At 45.8% G+C, this 20,435-nt stretch carries 19 protein-coding genes; all 19 read right to left on the reverse strand.

Annotation, left to right across the window (positions count from 1 at the left end):
- Positions 1 to 48: 48 nt before the first annotated feature.
- The 19 genes from NSQ55_RS28265 to atpA all read right to left on the reverse strand — a co-directional run bounded on the left by NSQ55_RS28265 (position 49) and on the right by atpA (position 20,424).
- A complete protein-coding gene (locus tag NSQ55_RS28265; RefSeq protein WP_036681523.1) occupies positions 49 to 1,176 on the reverse strand; it encodes an MraY family glycosyltransferase in 1,128 nt (375 codons plus the stop codon).
- A 116-nt stretch (positions 1,177 to 1,292) separates the two neighbouring features.
- Positions 1,293 to 2,048, reverse strand: coding sequence for a WecB/TagA/CpsF family glycosyltransferase (locus tag NSQ55_RS28270; protein WP_280753185.1), 756 nt, complete (start codon positions 2,046 to 2,048; stop codon positions 1,293 to 1,295).
- Between the two features lie 6 nt (positions 2,049 to 2,054).
- Complete coding sequence (csaB, locus tag NSQ55_RS28275; protein ID WP_339170216.1) at positions 2,055 to 3,188, reverse strand: polysaccharide pyruvyl transferase CsaB; 1,134 nt, start codon at positions 3,186 to 3,188, stop codon at positions 2,055 to 2,057.
- On the reverse strand, positions 3,164 to 5,200 hold the full coding sequence (locus NSQ55_RS28280; protein WP_076219972.1) for a DUF5693 family protein: 2,037 nt from the start codon (positions 5,198 to 5,200) through the stop codon (positions 3,164 to 3,166). The genes csaB and NSQ55_RS28280 overlap by 25 nt, the downstream gene beginning before the upstream one ends.
- Before the next feature lie 128 nt (positions 5,201 to 5,328).
- Positions 5,329 to 7,050 carry a phospho-sugar mutase gene (locus NSQ55_RS28285; RefSeq protein ID WP_076123920.1) on the reverse strand — a complete coding sequence of 574 codons (1,722 nt, stop codon included), beginning with the start codon at positions 7,048 to 7,050 and terminating at the stop codon, positions 5,329 to 5,331.
- Between the two features lie 42 nt (positions 7,051 to 7,092).
- The gene (gene fabZ / locus NSQ55_RS28290) at positions 7,093 to 7,515 is read right to left on the reverse strand and encodes a 3-hydroxyacyl-ACP dehydratase FabZ (RefSeq protein ID WP_036681536.1); all 423 of its coding nucleotides are present in this window, start codon (positions 7,513 to 7,515) and stop codon (positions 7,093 to 7,095) included.
- A 263-nt stretch (positions 7,516 to 7,778) separates the two neighbouring features.
- Positions 7,779 to 8,003, reverse strand: coding sequence for a DNA-directed RNA polymerase subunit beta (locus NSQ55_RS28295; protein ID WP_036681538.1), 225 nt, complete (start codon positions 8,001 to 8,003; stop codon positions 7,779 to 7,781).
- Between the two features lie 10 nt (positions 8,004 to 8,013).
- On the reverse strand, positions 8,014 to 8,835 hold the full coding sequence (locus NSQ55_RS28300) for a flagellar hook-basal body protein (protein ID WP_339170219.1): 822 nt from the start codon (positions 8,833 to 8,835) through the stop codon (positions 8,014 to 8,016).
- A 51-nt stretch (positions 8,836 to 8,886) separates the two neighbouring features.
- Positions 8,887 to 9,765, reverse strand: coding sequence for a flagellar hook-basal body protein (locus NSQ55_RS28305; RefSeq protein WP_038573634.1), 879 nt, complete (start codon positions 9,763 to 9,765; stop codon positions 8,887 to 8,889).
- Positions 9,766 to 9,812: 47 nt separating this feature from the next.
- Positions 9,813 to 10,811: a rod shape-determining protein gene (locus NSQ55_RS28310; RefSeq protein WP_036681546.1), complete on the reverse strand. Its 999-nt coding sequence runs from the start codon at positions 10,809 to 10,811 to the stop codon at positions 9,813 to 9,815.
- Between the two features lie 129 nt (positions 10,812 to 10,940).
- On the reverse strand, positions 10,941 to 11,228 hold the full coding sequence (gene spoIIID, locus NSQ55_RS28315; RefSeq protein ID WP_036681548.1) for a sporulation transcriptional regulator SpoIIID: 288 nt from the start codon (positions 11,226 to 11,228) through the stop codon (positions 10,941 to 10,943).
- Positions 11,229 to 11,500: 272 nt separating this feature from the next.
- Positions 11,501 to 12,244, reverse strand: a complete 744-nt coding sequence (locus NSQ55_RS28320; protein ID WP_076123922.1) for a M23 family metallopeptidase — start codon at positions 12,242 to 12,244, stop codon at positions 11,501 to 11,503.
- A gap of 61 nt (positions 12,245 to 12,305) precedes the next feature.
- Positions 12,306 to 13,448 (reverse strand): stage II sporulation protein D, encoded by a 1,143-nt coding sequence (gene spoIID, locus NSQ55_RS28325; RefSeq protein ID WP_339170224.1) that lies wholly within the window; start codon positions 13,446 to 13,448, stop codon positions 12,306 to 12,308.
- A gap of 216 nt (positions 13,449 to 13,664) precedes the next feature.
- The gene (gene murA / locus NSQ55_RS28330) at positions 13,665 to 15,041 is read right to left on the reverse strand and encodes a UDP-N-acetylglucosamine 1-carboxyvinyltransferase (RefSeq protein ID WP_076123926.1); all 1,377 of its coding nucleotides are present in this window, start codon (positions 15,039 to 15,041) and stop codon (positions 13,665 to 13,667) included.
- 199 nt (positions 15,042 to 15,240) lie between these two features.
- Positions 15,241 to 15,498 carry a DUF1146 family protein gene (locus NSQ55_RS28335; protein WP_036681556.1) on the reverse strand — a complete coding sequence of 86 codons (258 nt, stop codon included), beginning with the start codon at positions 15,496 to 15,498 and terminating at the stop codon, positions 15,241 to 15,243.
- A 195-nt stretch (positions 15,499 to 15,693) separates the two neighbouring features.
- Positions 15,694 to 16,110 (reverse strand): F0F1 ATP synthase subunit epsilon, encoded by a 417-nt coding sequence (locus NSQ55_RS28340; protein WP_036681559.1) that lies wholly within the window; start codon positions 16,108 to 16,110, stop codon positions 15,694 to 15,696.
- A gap of 102 nt (positions 16,111 to 16,212) precedes the next feature.
- Entirely contained in the window at positions 16,213 to 17,613 is a 1,401-nt protein-coding gene (gene atpD, locus NSQ55_RS28345; protein WP_036681562.1) for a F0F1 ATP synthase subunit beta, read from the reverse strand.
- A 238-nt stretch (positions 17,614 to 17,851) separates the two neighbouring features.
- Positions 17,852 to 18,721: an ATP synthase F1 subunit gamma gene (gene atpG, locus NSQ55_RS28350; protein ID WP_036681564.1), complete on the reverse strand. Its 870-nt coding sequence runs from the start codon at positions 18,719 to 18,721 to the stop codon at positions 17,852 to 17,854.
- A 191-nt stretch (positions 18,722 to 18,912) separates the two neighbouring features.
- Positions 18,913 to 20,424 (reverse strand): F0F1 ATP synthase subunit alpha, encoded by a 1,512-nt coding sequence (atpA, locus tag NSQ55_RS28355; protein WP_036681566.1) that lies wholly within the window; start codon positions 20,422 to 20,424, stop codon positions 18,913 to 18,915.
- Positions 20,425 to 20,435: the final 11 nt, after the last annotated feature.

A 20,435-nucleotide genomic window follows, 5' to 3' on the forward strand; every position in this document is an offset into this window, starting at 1 on the left:
ATGAGTTTTGTTAGTTATAGAAAATATTAGAATAATACCATTAATAATTTAAGATTTGGAACCTCTTTCCGGATTAGCCTTCATACGAATTCTTAAAAAGAAATCAATCAGCGGACGTTTAGTCTTACCGATCAAACCTGTAACTTCCGCACCGATCTGCAAGAAGAAGAGCATGATGCAGATGACTACAAAGGTAACCCAGTTCGCCTCGTAAAGAGCGGCAGAGGATTGAATAACAGCTAAAACTCCGAAAAATGCAGCAATACCATAAATAATGAGCACAGTCTGACGATGACTAAAGCCTAGCTCGCGAAGGCAATGATGCAAGTGACCTTTGTCTGGTGCAAAGATTGGTTTCTTCTGCAGCTTTCGGCGCACGATCGCAAAGAACGTGTCTGACAACGGTACACCAATGATAAGCAAAGGTGTAATAAACGAAACCACGGCAATCTGTTTAAACCCTAGCAAAGCAAGTAAAGCTAAGCAGAAGCCTAAGAACAGCGATCCCGTATCCCCCATAAAAATCTTGGCGGGATGGAAGTTGAAGAACAAGAATCCGATTATGCTACCCAGAAGCAACAGGCATAACATGGCAACCATCGTGTTACCCATCAAGAAAGCCATTACCGCAATCGTAGCAATCGCAATCCCTGATACACCAGCAGCAAGCCCGTCCAACCCGTCAATCAGGTTAACAGCATTGGTGACACCAACAATCCAGAAAATCGTAAGCGGGATAGCAATCCAGCTTTCCAATGAAGAATACGTATTGTTAAATGGAATATTCACAAAATCTACAGTAATACCAAAACCGAAAACTACAATACATGCTGCGACAATTTGGCCCAGCAGCTTCAACTTTGCTGATAATTCAAATCGGTCATCCAAACCTCCGATAAGTACAATCAGTCCGCCGCCACACAGCAGCGCTTTGATGAAGTTGGCCTCCCGCGGAGTGAACTCATATGGAATAATCGGCAATACGGCAAGCAGGCCTAACACAAACGCCAGAAAAATAGCTAATCCGCCAAGGCGGGGCATAATTTTCGTGTGCACTTTACGAGCATTCGGCACATCTGTCGCACCAATCTTAATGGCGAATTTCTTCACCAAAGGTGTGAGGCCAAGTGCGAGTCCCATGCATACGATAAATCCAGCGATGTATATGATTAACATTTGATCAGTCGACCCCCATTTCTCTACCGCATTGAATTATACGCTGTTACAAAAACAAATTCCAATCCCTTTTTTAGGCTATTCATCTGATTTTCCAGGTGAATATCGGCATTTGACTAGACTTTTGTTACTTTATCTTTCTCACGCACCACTTTTAATGCGAATTTCGGCAACGCAAGCATTCTTTTGTACCGCGTAGGCTCTTTTAATAAACGGTACAACCATTCAATTCTCATTTTTTGGAAAACTTTTGGTGCTCTCTTGCTCTTGCCAGAAATTACATCAAAGCTGCCGCCGACCCCCATCATGATCGGAACACCTAACTTGGATTTGTGTTTTGCAATCCATGGTTCCTGACTATCCGCGCCTCTGGCCACAAATAATAAGTCAGGATTGGTTTTAACAATTCCAGCAATAATTTCATCGTCCGATTCCGGACCAAAATAACCGTCATGATATCCTGCAATAATAACACGCGGATATTGCAATTGTAACCTTTCAGCGGTTTCCTGAATCACCTCAGGTGTAGAACCAAGGAGATATATCTTCCAACCATATCTTTCACCCTGTTGCATCAATTCATGTAACAGGTCAAAACCAGCTACCCGTTCGGTTACAGGCTCCTTACAATAATTAGCAGCCCATACCACACCGGTTCCATCTGGGACAACCAATTCAGCTGACTTCATTATCTCCATATAAGCTGGATCTTCCAAAGCAGCCATAACCATAATCGGATTAGCTGTAATCACTTGATGCGGGATACGGGTATGAACCGCCTCTGTCAAATAAGCAACAGTTGCTGCCATATCAACCTTGGAGACTCTAATCCCAAAAATAGGAACTGTAGGTACCGCGCTTTCTGCTTTCACTTTAGATCATCCTTTATGGTGAAAATATTCTACGATTTGCCGTGCTGGAGCCCCTGCTTCTTGAATCAACGAGGAGAGGATCGTCTCCCGCTCATTTCTCCATCCCTCTGCTGTTTCCAAAAGATGGCCTATCTCAGCAGCAACTTGTCCAGCATCTAATGATTGGGTCGTGCCCACAGGCTGACACCGAACTCTGTCTAGAAAATGATCAATTTTCGGATCATAAGAGATACCAATCAGCGGAACTCGCCGCCCTGCGGCATAAATCAGGCTATGAAGACGCATTCCGATCAGCACTTCACATTGCCCTACTTCCCGCAGCATGTGTTGCGGATGACTGGCATCTTCACAAATACTGACCTGCCCCCCATGCTGGCTTATATTTTCTTCCAGCTTCTCCATCACATAACGTGAGGCTTCAATATCAGATGGAAGATGAAACGGAAGGAATCTTAAATGCAATGGTTTTTCAAGATTCGCCTTAATCAAGCCTTGAGCAAGAGCGTCCAGCTCCTTGCGATCTTGTTCCCAATAACGTACCGAAATACCTACTACCGGAAGTGAATCTGAAGACTCTGGTAATTCAACAGCATCAGTCTCTTCAGGTAAAGATAAGCCCATCACCGGGTCAGGAACAACCTCTATGTTCTTCTGTTCTAATCCCATAGAAAGTAAAAGCTCGCGGGATTGTTCATCCCGCACAGAGATATAAGTACATTTGCGAAACACTGATTTGATTAATGGGTGGAAAAGCTTACGATGCACAGGTCCGATACCTTGAGCATAAATAAAGGTCGGTTTACCCATCCACTGCGCAAGCTTAATAATACCTAAATAGTAAGGAATACTCTTGCTTCCTGTTACATCTTGCAGCAAGCTGCCTCCACCGCTAATCAGACCAGAACTCTCATAAATAGCTTGACGGACTTCAACCAGCTTCATCCGGTGCACAGATTTCACTCCATATGTGGCGCTAGTCCACTCAGGATCGATGGACAAGACAATGGGTTCGATCTCTATACCTGCAGCTTGAGAATGTTGTTGCAGTGCAATCAATATAGATTGCAGTACCGCCTCATCCCCGCTGTTATGGAAACCGTAATAACCGGAAATAACTATCTTTTTAGGAGTGGCGACCATCGTTTCCAACACCCTTCTGCAATTTGCCATACGATTACGGCAATCACACCAATGATCAGTCCTAATCCAAGACCGAGCAAGCCACGTATGAGCGAGATCAGAACTGGCGAGTGAATATGAGCAAAGGTATCTACCATCGAGAGCTGACCGATTACAGCAATAATCATGATAAACGCTGCATTCCGATATCTAAAGGCCAAGAATGCGCCAAGAATTAATAACGGATGCGCTAGCAAAAACTCTTTATTACGCGGTCGAACGCCAACCGTATTTTCCAAGAATGTACGTAAAACCATTTCCAACGGACTCACACTGCCACCGTTACCTGTACGGGTCATGTAATAATAGCCAACAACCGCCAAAACAAAGGCAATAATAATCATCGCAAATGTGATTGGTGTCCGCAGCAGCTTACCTGTCTTGTTAAAGACAAAATCCCCGCGATACAAAAGCACGTAAAGTGCCACAAGACCGATAGGCGCCATATGAAGCAGACTGACACCACGGAACTGGTTGAGAACCAGGCTATAAGTAACATTATTAAGCAGTGCTATCATAAACGGCACAGCGCTCAAAGAGATCAGTGAAGTCTTAAAATAAAGCACTAAGCTATGTGTAAACCGGCGTTGCGGGCTCATAGCCTTATAGGTAAGGGGATTGCTCCGTAGAGGTGGCCCCATTTCATTAACCTTACGAATGGCAAGCACAACGGCAAGCGTTGGTGCACTTATCGCAGCGGCAAGCGCGAGCGCTTGTTCAAACATTTCAGGCTTCACTAGCATCAGGCCTGCACTTCCAATCAGACCTAACACCCAGGCAGCAAGCGTGAGCTGTGGAATGAAGTAAGAGACCAGCAGAGCCACTAAAGACACTGCTCCAACCACCGCAACTAGCTTAAAGTAACGTTGATAAGAGGAATCTACAACCTCAAATGCCGTAGCTTGTCCCAGTTTAAATCCATTGTCTTTAATCTGCTCAACTGCTCCGCCTGGTTCGCTTAGGCTGGTAATAAGGTTATCTAATGTATCTGTAACCTGTGCCTTAGCAGTATTTCTTGCAGGAATCGTGTTTAAGTAGATCATGCGGATATTCCGATCCTTTGTTGCCAGAGCGAAACGGTCCGAAATTACTTTTGGATCTAAGGCAGAATCTCCCTCACTAAGGGAATATAAACGGGTCACATTATAATCCAGCAAATAAGCGAGCCTGTTAAAGCCCTTTTGCTGTTTTTTAATATTCTCAATTGCTGCAATCCCCATTCCACGTTCCTTAAGGAGATTAGCAAAGTCAGTGATACTGCCAGTATCGGCATCATCATTAAACCCTTTAACAGACTCACCTTCAAATAGAATCCGTTTAACACCCAATTCCTCATAACGATCCAACAGCTTCTTTACCGTGGCTTCATTATAAGTCAGAGAATCCACAAGACGAGGTACAATACTGAATCCCTTGTTGTGTAGCATGTCCAGTGTAAATGGATCGGGCTGGAGCGGCTTCAATGTAGCGTCTTCTAGCGGGGTCTCAATGATAAGACCCTGCTGTCCGCGGAAACTCCAGTCTCTTGAATTAATCCCAAGATTACTAAATGCTTCTTTAATTACAGGCGCTAAAGTATCGCTGTAATCAGCACTGGTAAAAAGAATATAGGTATAGTTTTCATTTTCAGGAATGATCGTGTCCGTAAGATTAGCTATATCAGCCGCACCCCATATCATTAGACGACGCGCCTTACGGTAATCTTCCAATGTGCTTTCGTAAATCGCCATACTCTGAACACCAGCATCTTTAAGGCGATCTAACTGTTCGGAAATATAATCTTGTGGATTTGCACGATAGCTGGCTACATCAACCAGATCACGATAATCAAATACAAATTCTACTGTCTTGGAAGACTTCTCCGTCTGCAGTCGATCATAGACCACAGGCAAGGCTGCTATAACGCCAACCACAACTATGATCCACAGCCACTTTCGGGAAGTAATATTCCAACGTTGCCATTTTTGCCGCACCAAAAGTACCTCCTCTTTCGCTTTAAAAACTCTTTTAACAAAAGTAGAAACGGATCGTCATCCTTTTAGAGACGGTACCCGTTTCTACATAAAATATAATTCACAATATAGAAGGCACTCTATATTTATTATTGTCCCCCGTCAACGCGAGCCATAACCTGTTTCGACAGTGCAGCAACCTTATCCTTAGCATTCTGCAGAGAGTCTCCTACTACTGCAAAATAAACTTTAATCTTAGGCTCTGTGCCGGAAGGGCGCAGGCAGAACCAAGATCCGTCAGCCAGCAAATACTTCAGTACATTTTCCTTCGGCAGTCCATTTAAGCCCAGGGAATAATCCTGGATTTCTGTTACGGCAGATCCAGCAATTTCTTGTGGTGCATTAGAACGCCAATCATTCATGATACCTTGAATTTGCGCAACGCCATCTTTGCCTTTCAGCGTACGGGACTCCAAGCTTTCCAAGAAGTATCCGAACTGCTCGTACAATTCCTGAAGAACATCATATAATGTTTTGCCTTGAGCTTTATAATAAGCACCTGCTTCAGCGATAAGCATAGCAGCAAGAACAGCATCTTTATCACGAGCATAATTGCCTGCAAGATAACCATAGCTTTCTTCATATCCGAAAAGATATGTGTATTCTCCGGATTGTTCGAACTGGGTCATCTTTTCTCCAATATATTTGAAGCCAGTTAGCGTATTAAATACAGTTGCACCATAATGAGAAGCTACAGCAGCCCCCATTTCACTAGTAACGATAGTCTTTACAACCGCACCATTGCTAGGCAGCTTTCCTTGTTCCTGCAAACGACTCAAATAGTAATGAATCATCAGTGCTCCGGATTGATTGCCGGACAGAACAACGAATTTACCTTCATTGTCGCGAACTACCGCACCCATACGGTCTGCATCAGGATCTGTACCAATCAAAAGGTCAGCATTCAACTCTTCGCCCAGCTTCATAGCCAGCGTAAAAGCTTCACGTTCCTCCGGGTTCGGCGATTTCACTGTAGAGAATTCAGAATCCGGCTGCTCTTGCTCAGGTACAACATGTACCTGGGTGAAGCCGATTTTCTCAAGTACACGGCGGACTGGCAAATTACCTGTACCATGCAGCGGAGTGTATACGATTTTAAAGTCTTTTCCAAGCGTAGAGGCAATCTCTTCACTTGCAAGACTGACCGCAGCAACAGTATCGGTAAACGCTTCGTCATCCTTCTCTCCTAGCCAGTGCAACAGCCCTTGTGCTTCAGCTTCTTCTTGCGAAATCCGCTTTACACCATCAAAAGTGTCAACCTCTAGTATGTAAGAAATGACCTTTTCGGCTTCGTGTGGTACAAGCTGTCCGCCTTCCGAATTATAGACCTTATAACCATTGTATTCAGGAGGGTTATGGCTCGCGGTGATTACAATACCACCCGTTGCTTTCAAATAACGCACGCTGAATGACAGCTGTGGTGTTGATCGAAGGGAGGTAAACAAATGCGCCTCGATGCCATTAGCAGCCAGTACAAGAGCAGCCTCAAGTGTGAATTCAGGCGAGAAGCGACGAGAGTCATGCGCGATAACAACCGAAGGTCTGCCTTCTCCAGTATGCTTTTCTAGAATATAATTAGCGAAGCCTTGTGTAGCTCTGCCAACAGTATAACGATTGATACGATTGCTGCCCGCACCAATAACCCCACGCAAGCCGCCTGTACCAAACTCTAAGTCTCTGTAAAAACGCTCTTCAAGCTCCTGTGGCTCATTCTCCAGAGCGCGAAGCTCTGCCTTTGTAGCCTCGTCAACAGAAGGGTCCTGCAACCAGCGGGATAATGTGTCTGCCGCTTTCGCACTTAATTGAGTCATATGAATCTCTCCTTTAGATATATTTATAGAAAAATAAAATATTTAGCTCAGAGCAAACATAATTTCTCCAGAGGCTACAACCTTACCTTCAACGGAAGCAGTAGCTTGTCCTTTTCCGATACTGCCCTTAAGGCGGGTGATCTCTACTTCAAGAGTAAGTGTATCGCCCGGTACCACTTGACCACGGAAACGGAATCCGTCCAGCCCAGCTAAAAAACCGATTCGGCCGCGATTAGCTTCTACACCCAGGATAGCAACCGCACCCACTTGTGCAAGGGCTTCTGTAATCAGTACACCCGGCATTACCGGATAGCCCGGAAAGTGACCTACAAAGAACGGTTCATTGATCGTTACATTTTTGATTCCTACAGCTTTTTTGCCCATTTCAATCTCGATAATTTTGTCCACCAGCAGAAATGGAGGCCGATGGGGGATGATTTCTTGAATTTGGTTGATATCCAGCATTATGACAAAACTCCTTTCGGATGTTGCACATTTTCTTTTATTCTTTGCCGAAATGCATAAAATTAGGCAGGTTCGGTAAAAACTATATTTATCCTTCACCAACTGCAGAAGTGGAGGTTGAGATAAGGGGCTTTCTCCACCGGATGCGGCAGCATGGCGGAGAGGGCCCTTTTTGCTGCCCGAGGCCCCCCACCATTATACATTTTTCAGCATAAAAAAGAAAACTCCCTTATATAACAAGGGAGTGGTTAAATCATCTTCATTTATGGAGCAAAAACCAAATCATATACATGTCTCCACGTGCTCCACTGCAGAGCATCGCTTAACTCTTTCTTACCCAGGACAACGTAACCGACGGCCAGGCCGCCTCCAAGTGCAGCTACGAGAAGCAAGGGAATAAGAACCCATTGTATCATGGTCCATTTGGAGATCCCTCGTGGAGAGGGTTCTTTCTTCTCTTCCGATTTAACTTTTTCCTGTCGATCCATTCCTTCACCTCTACGCGCGCATGTTATTGGCTAGACCAAACATCTGATCACTGGACGAAAGTGCCCGAGCTACGAGTTGATACGTGCGTTGAATCTGCATCATTTCTGTCATTTCTGAGGTCATATCGACATTCGACTGCTCCAGCCATCCTGAGCGCACTCCAATTCCAGATGCCTCGCCTGCCGCTCTTTGTACAAAAGCCTGCTGTGCTGTAACCCCATCTGCAAGCATATAGAAATTCCCGTCGACAGCCTTTAAGGCATTCTGTGTCTTAGGTTCTACTATCATTATAGTACCCGCTACCTGAACAGGTCCATTCTCCGTCTTTTTTGTTAACACACGACCAGATTCATCGATAGCAGCATTCACACCTACAGGAACCGTTAGAGGTTTGCCCTCTGTATTTAAAACGGAGTTTCCTGTGTTATCAACCAATACCATCTTTTTGGCATCAGTCGTGTCAGGAATAAAGTGAAAATCACCCTGACGTGTATACGCCGTAGTACCATTGACCTGAACACCAAAAAGCCCGTTGCCCTGAAGGGCTAAGTCGGTCGGACTCCCTGTTTCTTTAAGGGGTCCCTCTTCCCAATTCGTTGAGATCGAAGGCACATAAGTCCCAAAACCCATATTAAAGCCTAGGGGTGTAGAACGGCCCGGTTGGTCATAATCATCTGATTGCTGTTGTACACGAGTCAGCACGTCCTCAAAAGAGCCCTGCTTGCTCTTATAACCATTGGTATCCATGTTGGCTAGATTATCCGCTATAATATCAAGCCGCTGCTGAAGGCTCGACATGGAGACTGCTGCACTAATCGTTGAGTTGTTCATAGATCAAACCTCCTATAAGCTCTACCTGTAAAGCTCATTCCTAAGCACTGCCTATACCCTGCCAACTTCACTTACAGCCTTCTGCAAGCTGCCATCATAATATTGAACAATCTTCTGGTTCGCTTCATAAGCCCGATAGGCGGCATTCAAATCCACAGTAACCTGAGTAGGATCTACATTGGAGCTTTCCAGGTAACCTTGGCGTACTTGCATGTTATCTGTTCCGTTAGAGAAACGGATATCTGCCGCCTCTACATCATCAGCGTGAAATACACCATTACCATCACGTACAAGCTCCTGTGGCTTTGTTACTACACTCACACCAAGCTTGGTCCCTGTCGGAAGTCCTGTTACTGGATTAAGCAAATTACCCTGCCCGTCCACTTTAAGGGTGTCCTGATTTCCTGTCAAGACAAGGGGCTTGCCTGTGGAATCAAGAACCTTGAAGCCACCACTGCTCAGTACCTCTCCTGTAGCCGCGTTTATTGAGAAGCTCCCATTTCGCGTATACAGATTATTCCCTTCAGCATCCTGTACAGTAAAGAAGGCCTGTGGACGATAAACAACCTCACCCTCAGGGCTTACATATTTGCCTGAACCATCAAAGGAGATATTTTGACCTGTCACTGGATCAGCTACTTGCAAATCCGTAGATAAAGCAAAATCCATGGTCTTGCCGCTCTCCCTTAAATCACCCTGTAAATATTGGGATATCGATTGTTCTGCAAAAACCCCAGTGTTAAGGCGCCCCACTGGCTTTGTATTGCCATTACTCATAGCAGAGATCAGTACATCCGGAAAAGCATGATTGACACTGTCAACCTGCTTGTACCCCGTTGTATTCAAGTTAGCGATGTTCTGTGTTGCCGTATCATGTCTACGCTGCTGTGTAACCATACCTGCAGCGGCTGTATATAATCCTCTTATCATGAAGGTAGTCCCCTTCCGAATCTTTTGCTACCTTTTATATCGGCTGCTTAGAACTTTTTCTTAACGACCTTGTCCAAATTATCTAGCATTATTCCGGTTCCCTTAACTACACAATGCATCGGGTCTTCCGCTATCCACACCGGAACATGTAATTCTTCTGAGAGGAGCTCGTCCAATCCATTAAGTAAAGCGCCACCACCAGTTAGAACAACACCCCGGTCAATAATATCTGCTGATAGCTCAGGCGGTGTACGTTCCAGAACGGACTTAGCAGCTGCCACAATAGAAGAAACCGGATCCCATAGTGCTTCTTTTACCTCGCCTGAAGTAATAGTGAGCGTCTGAGGGAGTCCACTTACCATATCACGACCACGAATATCCATTTCAGCCTGCATCAGGCCTGGACGCACGGTGCCAATTGTAACCTTAATATCCTCTGCCGTACGTTCACCGATTAACAGCTTATACTTTTGTTTAATATATCTTAAAATGGCCTCATCGAACTTGTCTCCTGCGACTTTAATCGAAGAAGCGGTAACGACGTCGCCCATAGAAAGTACGGCTACATCCGTCGTTCCGCCACCGATATCGACGACCATGTTCCCACTAGGCTGATAAATATCCATTCCCGCTCCGATTGCAGCGGCTTTTGGCTCTTCCTCCATAAAAACTTCCTTAGCCCCGCTCCGCTCTGCCGCTTCCCGTATGGACTTCTGTTCCACAGATGTAATATTTGTAGGGGCGCAAATCAGAATACGGGGCCGTGCGTACCAGGACCGGCCGCCAACGCGGTCGATAAAATACTTGAGCATCATTTCTGTGATTTCAAAATCTGCAATGACACCATCCCGGAGAGGACGGATTGTTATAATATTTCCAGGTGTACGTCCAACCATGCGACGTGCCTGTTCTCCCACCGCAAGGACTCTCTTCGTATCACTTTCAAGTGTGACCACGGAAGGTTCATCCAGAACGACTCCCCTTCCCTTAACATGTATGAGCACATTGGCCGTGCCGAGGTCGATTCCGATATCCTTGCTAAACATAATGAAAGAGCCCCCAAAGTGTTATTTTAATTGAAAAAACAGCAGTTAGTACTAAATTTAAAAATACCATACTTTAGGGGAAGTACACAATGTATTAAAGCTGAATATTTCCTTAAATTTCCGAAAATCTCATGGCTTTGATGCTACAGCAACCTCACGTTTTTTCCCCGTCGATTTTTTATATTTGATTTTTGTGGCTTCTCCCCCCCGAAGATGTCGGATGGACTTGTGATATTCGAGAATGTGCTTCACCTGATCGGCCAGATCAGGGTTGATCTCTGGCAGACGCTCAGTTAAATCTTTATGCACCGTGCTCTTTGAAACGCCAAATTCCTTGGCTATGGTCCGGACCGTATGCCTGGTTTCCACGATGCAGCGTCCGATTTTGATCGTACGTTCCTTGATGTAATCGTGCACGCTCCCGCCTCCCAACTGTGGATAGTTTGGTACATTATATGAGGGGCGGGCTTATATATTCGCGCTTTCAAGACATGACAAGCTATGGAGGGCTCATTTTATTTAATGGACAACCTAATAACCCGTGTTATTAGCATGATGAAAAGCCGTCGTTCTCCCTTTAGGTCAACAACCGTTTCCCGCGTAAACAAAAGGCTCATCACAAACACAACCTTAAAAATCCTTATATACACAAAAAAATAGGGGGCTTTCGCCCCCTGCTATAGAAATTTTTATCGCTGTGGCAGTAAATCCGATGGATTGACTACTTTGCCATCTTCGTACACTTCAAAGTGTACATGATTTCCAAGGTCCTTTTCGATCTCACTGCGACCAGCTGTGGCAAGAGTATCTCCTTGCTTCACTACATCGCCTTGTTTAACTTTTGTTTCACCAAGACTTTGGTATACAGTCTTCAAATTACCTTGATGGGTAATTTCAATCACTTTACCTAATACCGCAACATCTTCCACTCTGGTCACTTCACCGCTGAGCGCTGCTTTGACATCGAACGTATTGTTGTCTTCACGGGCAATATCGATTCCGACATTAGGAATAAATTTGTCGTTATATTGCACCATAGCGGCAACGTGATTGTCCTCTGTACCATTCTCATCATAATACGGCTTAACTACTTCTACTTCACCTGGATTAGCTACTGGCCAAGTCATACTTTCCGTTGAAGCAACAACTTCAAGTGCATCTGGACCTCCCGTTGTTGTACCAGCTTCGTTAGCGGAAGTTCCTACTTGCTGCGAAGTGGCGGCAGTGTCCTGGTTGAGCGGCTTCTGGCCGGCATCCTGATAGACCCACACCAAGGTTAGTATAATTGCCGCTGCCGCCGTGTAGACTGCTGGGAATACCCAACGTTTAGATACCAGTCTGTTCCATGAAGAAGGTTTTGCACCAGGTAAATCTCCCTGAGTTTTTTTGAGAGATTCATCTTGGTTTGTTTTGTTTTTGTCTTGTTCATTCATATGGTTATCACCTCAGTAACCAGTGTTACCGGGGTTTTCTCTTTTATACGTATCTTTCAAGTTATTTTTTCAGAAGAGTTGAGATTTGTGTAAATGAGATACCACTATAATAGTGTTTGAGAATTTGGGTAGCAGTTCCACCCTCTTTAGCCATCCCATTTGCCCCCCACTGGCTCATCCCTACTCCATGCCCATTTCCGAAGGTCGTGATTAAGATCTTATTCCCCTTACGACTCCAACTGAATTGGCTGGATCGTAGGCCCAGCTTCTCTCTCACTTCACGTCCAGTAAATATAGAGCCTCCAATTGAGACCTCTTTAATCCGATGTCCAGTGGTAAGAGACAACACTTCCATAGGTAATCTCGAAGATGATGAAATCTTCGTTGTAGTTCCTGAATTGGTAGTTTCTTTGGAGGCTGGAATGACTTTATCGTTCAGACCCAATCTAGTAAGTATTTCAGCAACAGTAAAGGTGTTAGTCACTGCATAGTTTGGGGTAATCTCTTTCTCCCAAGGACTCGTCACGCTGCGCAGATAGGGAATCGCTGCATTCCAATACTCTTCTGAGTTCTCAGTATATCCTCCACTGGAGGCGAAAAAGGAGGCCGTTATCGGCTGCCCTTTATAAGTCATGATCACTCCGCGCGTCTCAAGGACCGCGCGCTGCAGCTTTGCGAGGTCGGCGCTTCTACCGCCGAGCTTCCATTGCCGTTCCAGCGTGTCCTTAGATATGTAAGCCTGATGGCTTACCGTATCGGTTACATCCGCCTCCGGAACGGGTACGCCGCTTCTGTCGCCAGCCATCAGGCGGCGCATGATAAAGGTGCGGGCCGCTACGGCCTGCGCTTTGAGCGCTTCAAGCTCAAAGTCGGCCGGCATCTCGGCCGCTAGCACGCCGCGGACGTAGTCCTCCAGCTGCAATGTCTCTATTTGTCCGCTGTGCGACAAATAGACAGAGACGTCCGGCTGCGGCGCTTCCTGCGCAGCCGTCTCCGGCGCCGCCGGAGGGGCCGTGACCGCCGGCACGGCCACAGGCGCCGGTTGTCCCCGGTGTAGTGGGACAACCGCCAGCGGAATCAGCAGCGCCGCCAGGAAAGGCGCTGCGAGCCAGGCGACGGGGATGAGTCGCCTGCGCCGGGGAGCAAGGGGACGCGAGTGCCAGCGCGTTGTCTTGTTTCTTCGCAAGTAGCGGAAATCTTTCATCTCTATGGCTCCTTCCGTGAATCACTGGTGATTCTTATAGATATGAATTTGCAGCAACTGCTAGAACACAATTTGAGAGAAAGAGAGTTCCTGTCCTCAATCTATTACTAGACCACAGGCTATTAAATTGCATACAAAAAAATCCCCATCAAATGAGGATTCCATAAAAAAAGACCAAGCTGCAAACTGCAGCCTGGTCTCTCCTAATGATTGATATTATACCCAAGTTGGTTGAACCTGAAAGCGTGGTTTAACCTCTTCGTTTTTAGTCGATTCACTCTTGGATACTTCCGGTTTAAGAACTTCATCCTTCACGGTTTGCGCTGAAGTATCTTCCATGGAGATGCGCCAAATTTCCGCACCCAGTCCGGACAGTTTCTCAGCCAAATGAACATACCCGCGGTCAATATGATGAGTTCCGCTTACTTCAGTAGTGCCCTCAGCAACCAGACCTGCCAAAATAAGCGCAGCTCCCGCACGCAGATCCGTAGCACAAACCTTAGCTCCGACCAATTGTGCATTACCTGTAACGATCGCCGAGCGACCTTCGATTTTAATCTCAGCGTTCATGTTGTGGAATTCATCCACATGCATAAACCGGTTCTCAAATACAGTTTCTGTAACGACACTGGTACCTTCAGAACGCAGCAATAATGCCATCATTTGCGACTGCATATCCGTAGGAAAACCTGGATACGGCAAAGTCTTCAAATCAACAGCTTTGAGAGGCTTGTCACTGATTACACGAATACCGTTCTCGTCAGGAATAATGGTTACGCCCATTTCTTCCATCTTAGCAATAACAGGACCTAAGTGATCAGCAATTGCGCCTTCCACATATACATCGCCACCGGTAATTGCTGCAGCCGCCATGTACGTACCTGCTTCGATACGGTCAGGGATTACATGATGTTTGACCCCATGCAGACGTTCTACCCCTTCAATACGGATAACACCTGTTCCCGCACCGCGTACGATTGCGCCCATACCATTCAAGTAATTGGCCAGGTCGACAATCTCAGGCTCCTTAGCCGCATTCTCGATAACGGTCACGCCTTCGGCTAGTGTAGCTGCCATCATTATATTTTCGGTCGCACCTACGCTTGCTACATCCAAATACACTTTGGCACCGCGCAGGCGTCCGTTGCTTTTCGCTTCAATGTAGCCCTGGCCGAGACTAATCTCCGCACCCAGTGCTTCAAACCCTTTCAAATGCTGATCAATCGGTCGTGTACCAATGGCACAGCCGCCTGGCAGGGAAATTCTTGTCTGACCAAGTCTAGATAACAGTGGGCCCATGACTAAAAAAGACGCCCGCATTTTTCGAACCCATTCATAAGGTGCTTCACAGGATGTGATATTTGTAGCATCCACCTGGATAATATCGTTCTGATATGTAACCCCTGCACCCAGAGATTCCAGCATTTTTGATATCGTCATCACATCATCAAGCGGAGGTGCGTCTACAATGACGCTTACTCCTTCTTCTGCCAATAGAGAGGCGGCTATGATCGGTAATACGGAATTTTTTGCGCCGCTAACTTTCACGCTCCCGGTCAATCTGTTGCCACCGCGGACGATAAATTTGCTCATTTTCGGTTTCCCTCCGCGTCCATTATTTCTTAAATTATTTTTTTAGATTAAAGTAATTGCAAAAAAGTTCTCTACTCCATCAATACGCCCATTTACTCGGGCATGTTCCTTAAAGTTCAGTGTTGACATAATAAAACCTTATTATTCGACACCTTTTGACCACTGCGACCTAAGACACTTATAACCAAACTACATCCCCTTAAAACATATATCGGATCATCCCACTCCAGCTCAGGTAATCCAGGAAGAACCCCGCTACAAAACGACCAAGTACAATGGCCAACAGCAAGTGCAGCAGCCTTCCCTGAGGACTCTTGGGATATCTTATGACCAAATCGAGCTTAAGGTTCTGCAATGCCCACCAAGATAATACAACACTGAGCAAAGATACAATCATTGAGACCATACTGCTGGTTCCAACTGCGCTAGACAACCCACCCGACAATATATCCTCCATGCTAACCCTCCGTGTTCGTATTACTCGGAAATCGACTCTTATATCATACTTGTGAAGGGCAAAAGAATCCAGTACTTTTACAAATTTTTAAACAATTCAACGCCATTATCCAAAAAAATGAAGAAATTTTAACCTTTTTTCAATAGATTACTATAATAAAAAGCAGTCAAACCCTAAGGCTTGACTGCTTTTATCCTACTGTTGTCCTTTTCCAGTGGACACTTTAATCCGTGTAACAGCGCGTTGCAGCGCCAATTCCGCACGGCGGTGATCGATATCATCTTGTTTGCTCCGAGTCTGGAGACGGCGTTGAGCCCGTTCTCTAGCCGCTTCGGCGCGCTCAACATCGATATCTGTTGGCAGCTCGGCACTTTCAGCCAGCACGGTTACTTTGTCCTTATGCACTTCAACGAACCCGCCATGAACAGCGATGGAGATCGTAACACCGTCCGATTTGACGGATAACGGAGCAACCTGAAGTGGAGTCACAAGCGGAATGTGTCCCGGCAAAATACCCAACTCGCCTTCGACCCCTCTTACAATCAAGCTATTCACTTGCTTGGAGTAAACGAGATGCTCCGGCGTGACAATTTCCAACAAAAAGGTATTCACTTCCATTCCTCCTTAAAGCTTTACATTGTAAAGCTCGCTTCGAAAGCATGCACTAAGCTTTACGAAGTAAAGCTTGCATCGAAAGCATTAGCTAAGCTCAGGTTACATCGATTTCGCTTTTTCTACTGCTTCTTCAATCGTACCTACAAATAAGAAAGCTGCTTCTGGAAGATCATCATGCTTACCATCCAGGATTTCCTTAAAGCTGCGTACAGTTTCTTTGATTGGTACATATTTACCCTTAAAGCCAGTGAACTGTTCAGCCACGTGGAATGGCTGCGACAGGAAGCGTTCAACTTTACGAGCACGAGCTACGATAACCTTATCATCCTCACTCAATTCATCCATACCCAAGATGGCAATGATGTCTTGAAGCTCGGTATAACGTTGCAGCAATTGTTTAACACCTTGTGCCACGTTGTAATGTTCTTCACCAACAATTTCTGGAGCTAGCAAACGCGAGCTGGAAGCCAGTGGGTCAACCGCTGGGAAAATCCCCTTCTCGGAAATTTTGCGCTCAAGGTTAGTTGTTGCATCCAAGTGAGCAAACGCTGTAGCCGGAGCAGGGTCAGTGTAGTCATCCGCCGGTACGTAGATTGCTTGAATCGATGTAACTGAACCTTTTTTAGTCGATGTGATACGTTCTTGCAGCTGGCCCATTTCAGTAGCCAGAGTCGGCTGATAACCAACCGCGGATGGCATACGGCCGAGAAGAGCGGATACTTCGGAACCCGCTTGGGTAAAGCGGAATATATTATCGATAAAGAGCAGCGTATCGCGGCCTTCCACATCACGGAAATATTCCGCCATGGTCAAACCGGTCAAAGCTACACGAAGACGTGCACCTGGAGGCTCGTTCATTTGTCCGAAGACCATTGCTGTCTTCTTAATAACGCCGGAATCCGTCATTTCGTGATAAAGGTCATTACCTTCACGAGTACGTTCACCGACACCTGCGAATACGGAAATACCACCGTGCTCTTGGGCAATGTTATTAATCAATTCTTGGATTGTTACTGTTTTACCAACGCCGGCACCGCCGAAGAGGCCGACTTTACCACCCTTAGCATAAGGTGCGAGCAAGTCGATAACTTTAATACCTGTTTCCAAGATTTCCGCTTGTGTTGACAATTCGTCAAATGTTGGTGCGAGACGGTGAATCGGGTTCTTTTTCTCAGCAAGAACTTCACCAGCGTTATCAATTGGATTGCCAAGTACGTTAAATACACGGCCTAATGTCGCTTCCCCTACAGGAACCGAAATTGGACCTCCTTGATCGATCGCATCCAGTCCACGAACCAGACCATCAGTAGAAGACATCGCGATACAACGTACCAGATTGTCTCCCAAGTGATTGGAAACCTCAAGTGTTAGGTTAAGCTGACGACCATTGTCCAAGACGGTTTCAATTTTGATAGCGTTGAAAATCTCGGGCAACTGGCCGCGTTCAAATTCAATATCGACAACCGGACCCATAATGCTTACAACGCGTCCTTTGTTCATCTTCTTTTCCCTCCTCGAAAGCTGTTACATCAAGAAGAAACGACGTTGTCGTCATATAAAGATGACAACCGTTTCTCGTAGAAATATAAGCATTTTGTATAGTGTAAAACCATACTTTCTTATATTTTAAGAAGAACTTACAGTGCCGTTCTTAAGGAGCTATGCACCCTAAGCAAGCGACACTGTTTCTCGTAAAACACAAGACAAGTTAAGCACTTAGTTTAACTTTTCTTGTATTTTAAGACTGCGCGTTCGCTCCGGCCACGATCTCGGTAATTTCCTGCGTAATTGCCGCCTGACGGGCACGGTTGTACGTAAGGGTAAGTTCTCCGATCATTTTCGACGCGTTCTTCGTTGCACTGCCCATAGCTGTCATTTTCGCACCCAGCTCACTGGCCTTGCCATCCAGAATAGCGCTATAAATCAAAGTTTCAGCGTACTTTGGAAGCAATACTTCTAGCACGCCTTCCGGTGAAGGTTCATATTCGTAGTTTGCAGAAGCTTCATGATGCTCTTGATTCCCTACTCCATCCATAGGCAACAGTCGCTCAACGGTTGGGATCTGGGTGATAGCATTGACGAATTGATTGTAACAAACATACAACTCATCATACGTACCATCTACAAACTGCTGTACTGCCGAATTCGCGATAGACTTGATGTCAGCAAACTTCGGCGCATCCGATAGCTCAGTAACTTCCTGTACAATCGGATATTCACGGCGACGTAGAAAGTCACGGCCCTTACGACCAATAACAAACAATGCGTACTCATCTTTGGACTTATGCTTCTCCGCGATGAGCATCGTCACCTTACGCAAAATATTAGCGTTGTAACCACCTGCAAGCCCTCTATCAGAGGTAACGATTAGATAACCAGTCTTCTTCACAGGGCGGCTAACCAGCATAGGGTGTTGAACACCTTCTGTGCCAGCAGCAATGCTCGATACAACCTCTTTTAGCTTCTCAGCATAAGGACGGGCGGCAATTGCCTTCTCCTGAGCTTTTCTCAGCTTGGATGCGGCTACCATTTCCATCGCTTTTGTGATCTGTCTTGTGTTTTGAACACTCTTAATTTGACGTTTAATATCACGCATGCTTCTTGCCATGATTTCACCACCTTAGAGCTTTGACGGAGTCAAAGCTAACTTCGTAAGCATCATCTTAGCTTTAACGGAGTCAAAGCTAACTTCGTAAGCATTCTCTTAACTTTGACGAAGTCAAAGCTACTTCATAAGCACAGCCTGAGCTTCGGCAGAGCCAAAGCTCACTTAGTAAAATCCGTTAAAGTCTATCTATATTAGCTAGTAGCGAAACCTCTTTTAAAGGTATCAATCGCTGCTTTAAGAGCGGCTTCGTTATCAGCTGTCAAATCTTTTGTATCCCTGATGGATTGAGCTACATCAGCAGCACTGCTATCCATGTAAGCAAGGAATTCCTTTTCAAAACGTTTTACGTCTTTAACTGGAATATCATCCAAATATCCTTTTACAGCTGTGTACAAGCTAAGCACTTGATGCTCAACAGACAACGGCTGATTCACACCTTGTTTCAGAACTTCCATCATACGTGCCCCGCGATTCAGACGGGCAAGTGTAGATTTATCAAGATCTGAGCCGAACTGTGAGAAGGCTTGAAGTTCGCGATATTGGGCAAGATCCAGACGGAGCGAGCCGGCTACCTTCTTCATCGCTTTGATTTGAGCGGAGCCCCCTACACGGGAAACGGAGATACCGACGTTGATCGCCGGACGTTGACCAGAGTAGAACAGATCGGATTCAAGGAAGATTTGACCATCTGTAATCGAGATTACGTTCGTAGGAATGTAAGCTGATACGTCAGATGCCTGTGTTTCGATAAATGGAAGTGCGGTTAATGAACCACCACCGAGCTCATCACTAAGCTTAGCTGCACGCTCCAAAAGACGGGAGTGCAAGTAGAATACGTCACCCGGGAATGCTTCACGACCCGGTGGACGACGAAGCAGCAAGGACAATTCGCGATAAGCCGAAGCTTGTTTCGAAAGGTCATCGTAAATGATCAGTACGTGCTCGCCCTTGTACATGAAGTATTCGCCCATTGCGCAACCTGCGTATGGAGCAATGTACAACAATGGGGACGGCTCGGAAGCCGATGCAGTTACAACGATTGTATATTCCAAAGCGCCATGACGGCGAAGAGTTTCTACAACCTGTGCTACTGTGGATTGCTTTTGACCAATGGCAACATAAATACATTTCATACCGTTGCCTTTTTGGTTGATAATCGCGTCAATTGCGATTGCAGTCTTACCTGTTTGACGGTCACCAATGATAAGTTCGCGTTGTCCACGACCGATTGGTACCATCGCATCAATGGCTTTAAGACCTGTTTGCATCGGTTCATGTACCGATTTACGATCGATAACACCTGGTGCATTATTTTCTACAGGACGGAATTCAGTTGTAGCAATTGGGCCTTTGCCGTCAAGCGGCATACCAAGTGCGTTAACTACACGACCGAGCAGAGCTTCACCAACAGGAACTTGCATAATTTGTCCTGTACGTTTTACTTGATCGCCTTCACGAATTTCCTTGTACTCACCCAGAATAACAACACCGACGTTGCTTTCTTCCAGATTGAGCGCCATGCCCACTACTCCGTTGGAGAACTCTAGCAATTCGCCAGCCATTGCGTTTTCCAGACCGTAGACACGGGCGATACCGTCGCCGACTTGAATGACGGTGCCGACTTCGGCAACTTCGATATCGGCTTTATATTCCTCAATTTGACTTTTGATCAAAGTGCTGATCTCTTCAGGTCTGATGCCCAATATCCTCACCC

It is taken from the genome of Paenibacillus sp. FSL H7-0943, from assembly GCF_037963265.1.
GTDB lineage: Bacteria > Bacillota > Bacilli > Paenibacillales > Paenibacillaceae > Paenibacillus_AQ > Paenibacillus_AQ odorifer.

What these genes read in the sequence shown, in the direction of transcription:
- atpG (WP_036681564.1), bottom strand. Translation starts at nt 18,721, where the DNA reads ATGGCAAGAAGCATGCGTGATATTAAACGTCAAATTAAGAGTGTTCAA.
- NSQ55_RS28335 (WP_036681556.1), bottom strand. Translation starts at nt 15,498, where the DNA reads ATGGAGGATATATTGTCGGGTGGGTTGTCTAGCGCAGTTGGAACCAGC.
- NSQ55_RS28295 (WP_036681538.1), bottom strand. Translation starts at nt 8,003, where the DNA reads ATGGATCGACAGGAAAAAGTTAAATCGGAAGAGAAGAAAGAACCCTCT.
- NSQ55_RS28310 (WP_036681546.1), bottom strand. Translation starts at nt 10,811, where the DNA reads ATGTTTAGCAAGGATATCGGAATCGACCTCGGCACGGCCAATGTGCTC.
- murA (WP_076123926.1), bottom strand. Translation starts at nt 15,041, where the DNA reads ATGAGCAAATTTATCGTCCGCGGTGGCAACAGATTGACCGGGAGCGTG.
- csaB (WP_339170216.1), bottom strand. Translation starts at nt 3,188, where the DNA reads ATGGTCGCCACTCCTAAAAAGATAGTTATTTCCGGTTATTACGGTTTC.
- NSQ55_RS28285 (WP_076123920.1), bottom strand. Translation starts at nt 7,050, where the DNA reads ATGACTCAATTAAGTGCGAAAGCGGCAGACACATTATCCCGCTGGTTG.
- NSQ55_RS28300 (WP_339170219.1), bottom strand. Translation starts at nt 8,835, where the DNA reads ATGAACAACTCAACGATTAGTGCAGCAGTCTCCATGTCGAGCCTTCAG.
- atpD (WP_036681562.1), bottom strand. Translation starts at nt 17,613, where the DNA reads ATGAACAAAGGACGCGTTGTAAGCATTATGGGTCCGGTTGTCGATATT.
- NSQ55_RS28320 (WP_076123922.1), bottom strand. Translation starts at nt 12,244, where the DNA reads ATGAATGAACAAGACAAAAACAAAACAAACCAAGATGAATCTCTCAAA.
- NSQ55_RS28305 (WP_038573634.1), bottom strand. Translation starts at nt 9,765, where the DNA reads ATGATAAGAGGATTATATACAGCCGCTGCAGGTATGGTTACACAGCAG.
- NSQ55_RS28265 (WP_036681523.1), bottom strand. Translation starts at nt 1,176, where the DNA reads ATGTTAATCATATACATCGCTGGATTTATCGTATGCATGGGACTCGCA.
- spoIID (WP_339170224.1), bottom strand. Translation starts at nt 13,448, where the DNA reads ATGAAAGATTTCCGCTACTTGCGAAGAAACAAGACAACGCGCTGGCAC.
- fabZ (WP_036681536.1), bottom strand. Translation starts at nt 7,515, where the DNA reads ATGCTGGATATCAACCAAATTCAAGAAATCATCCCCCATCGGCCTCCA.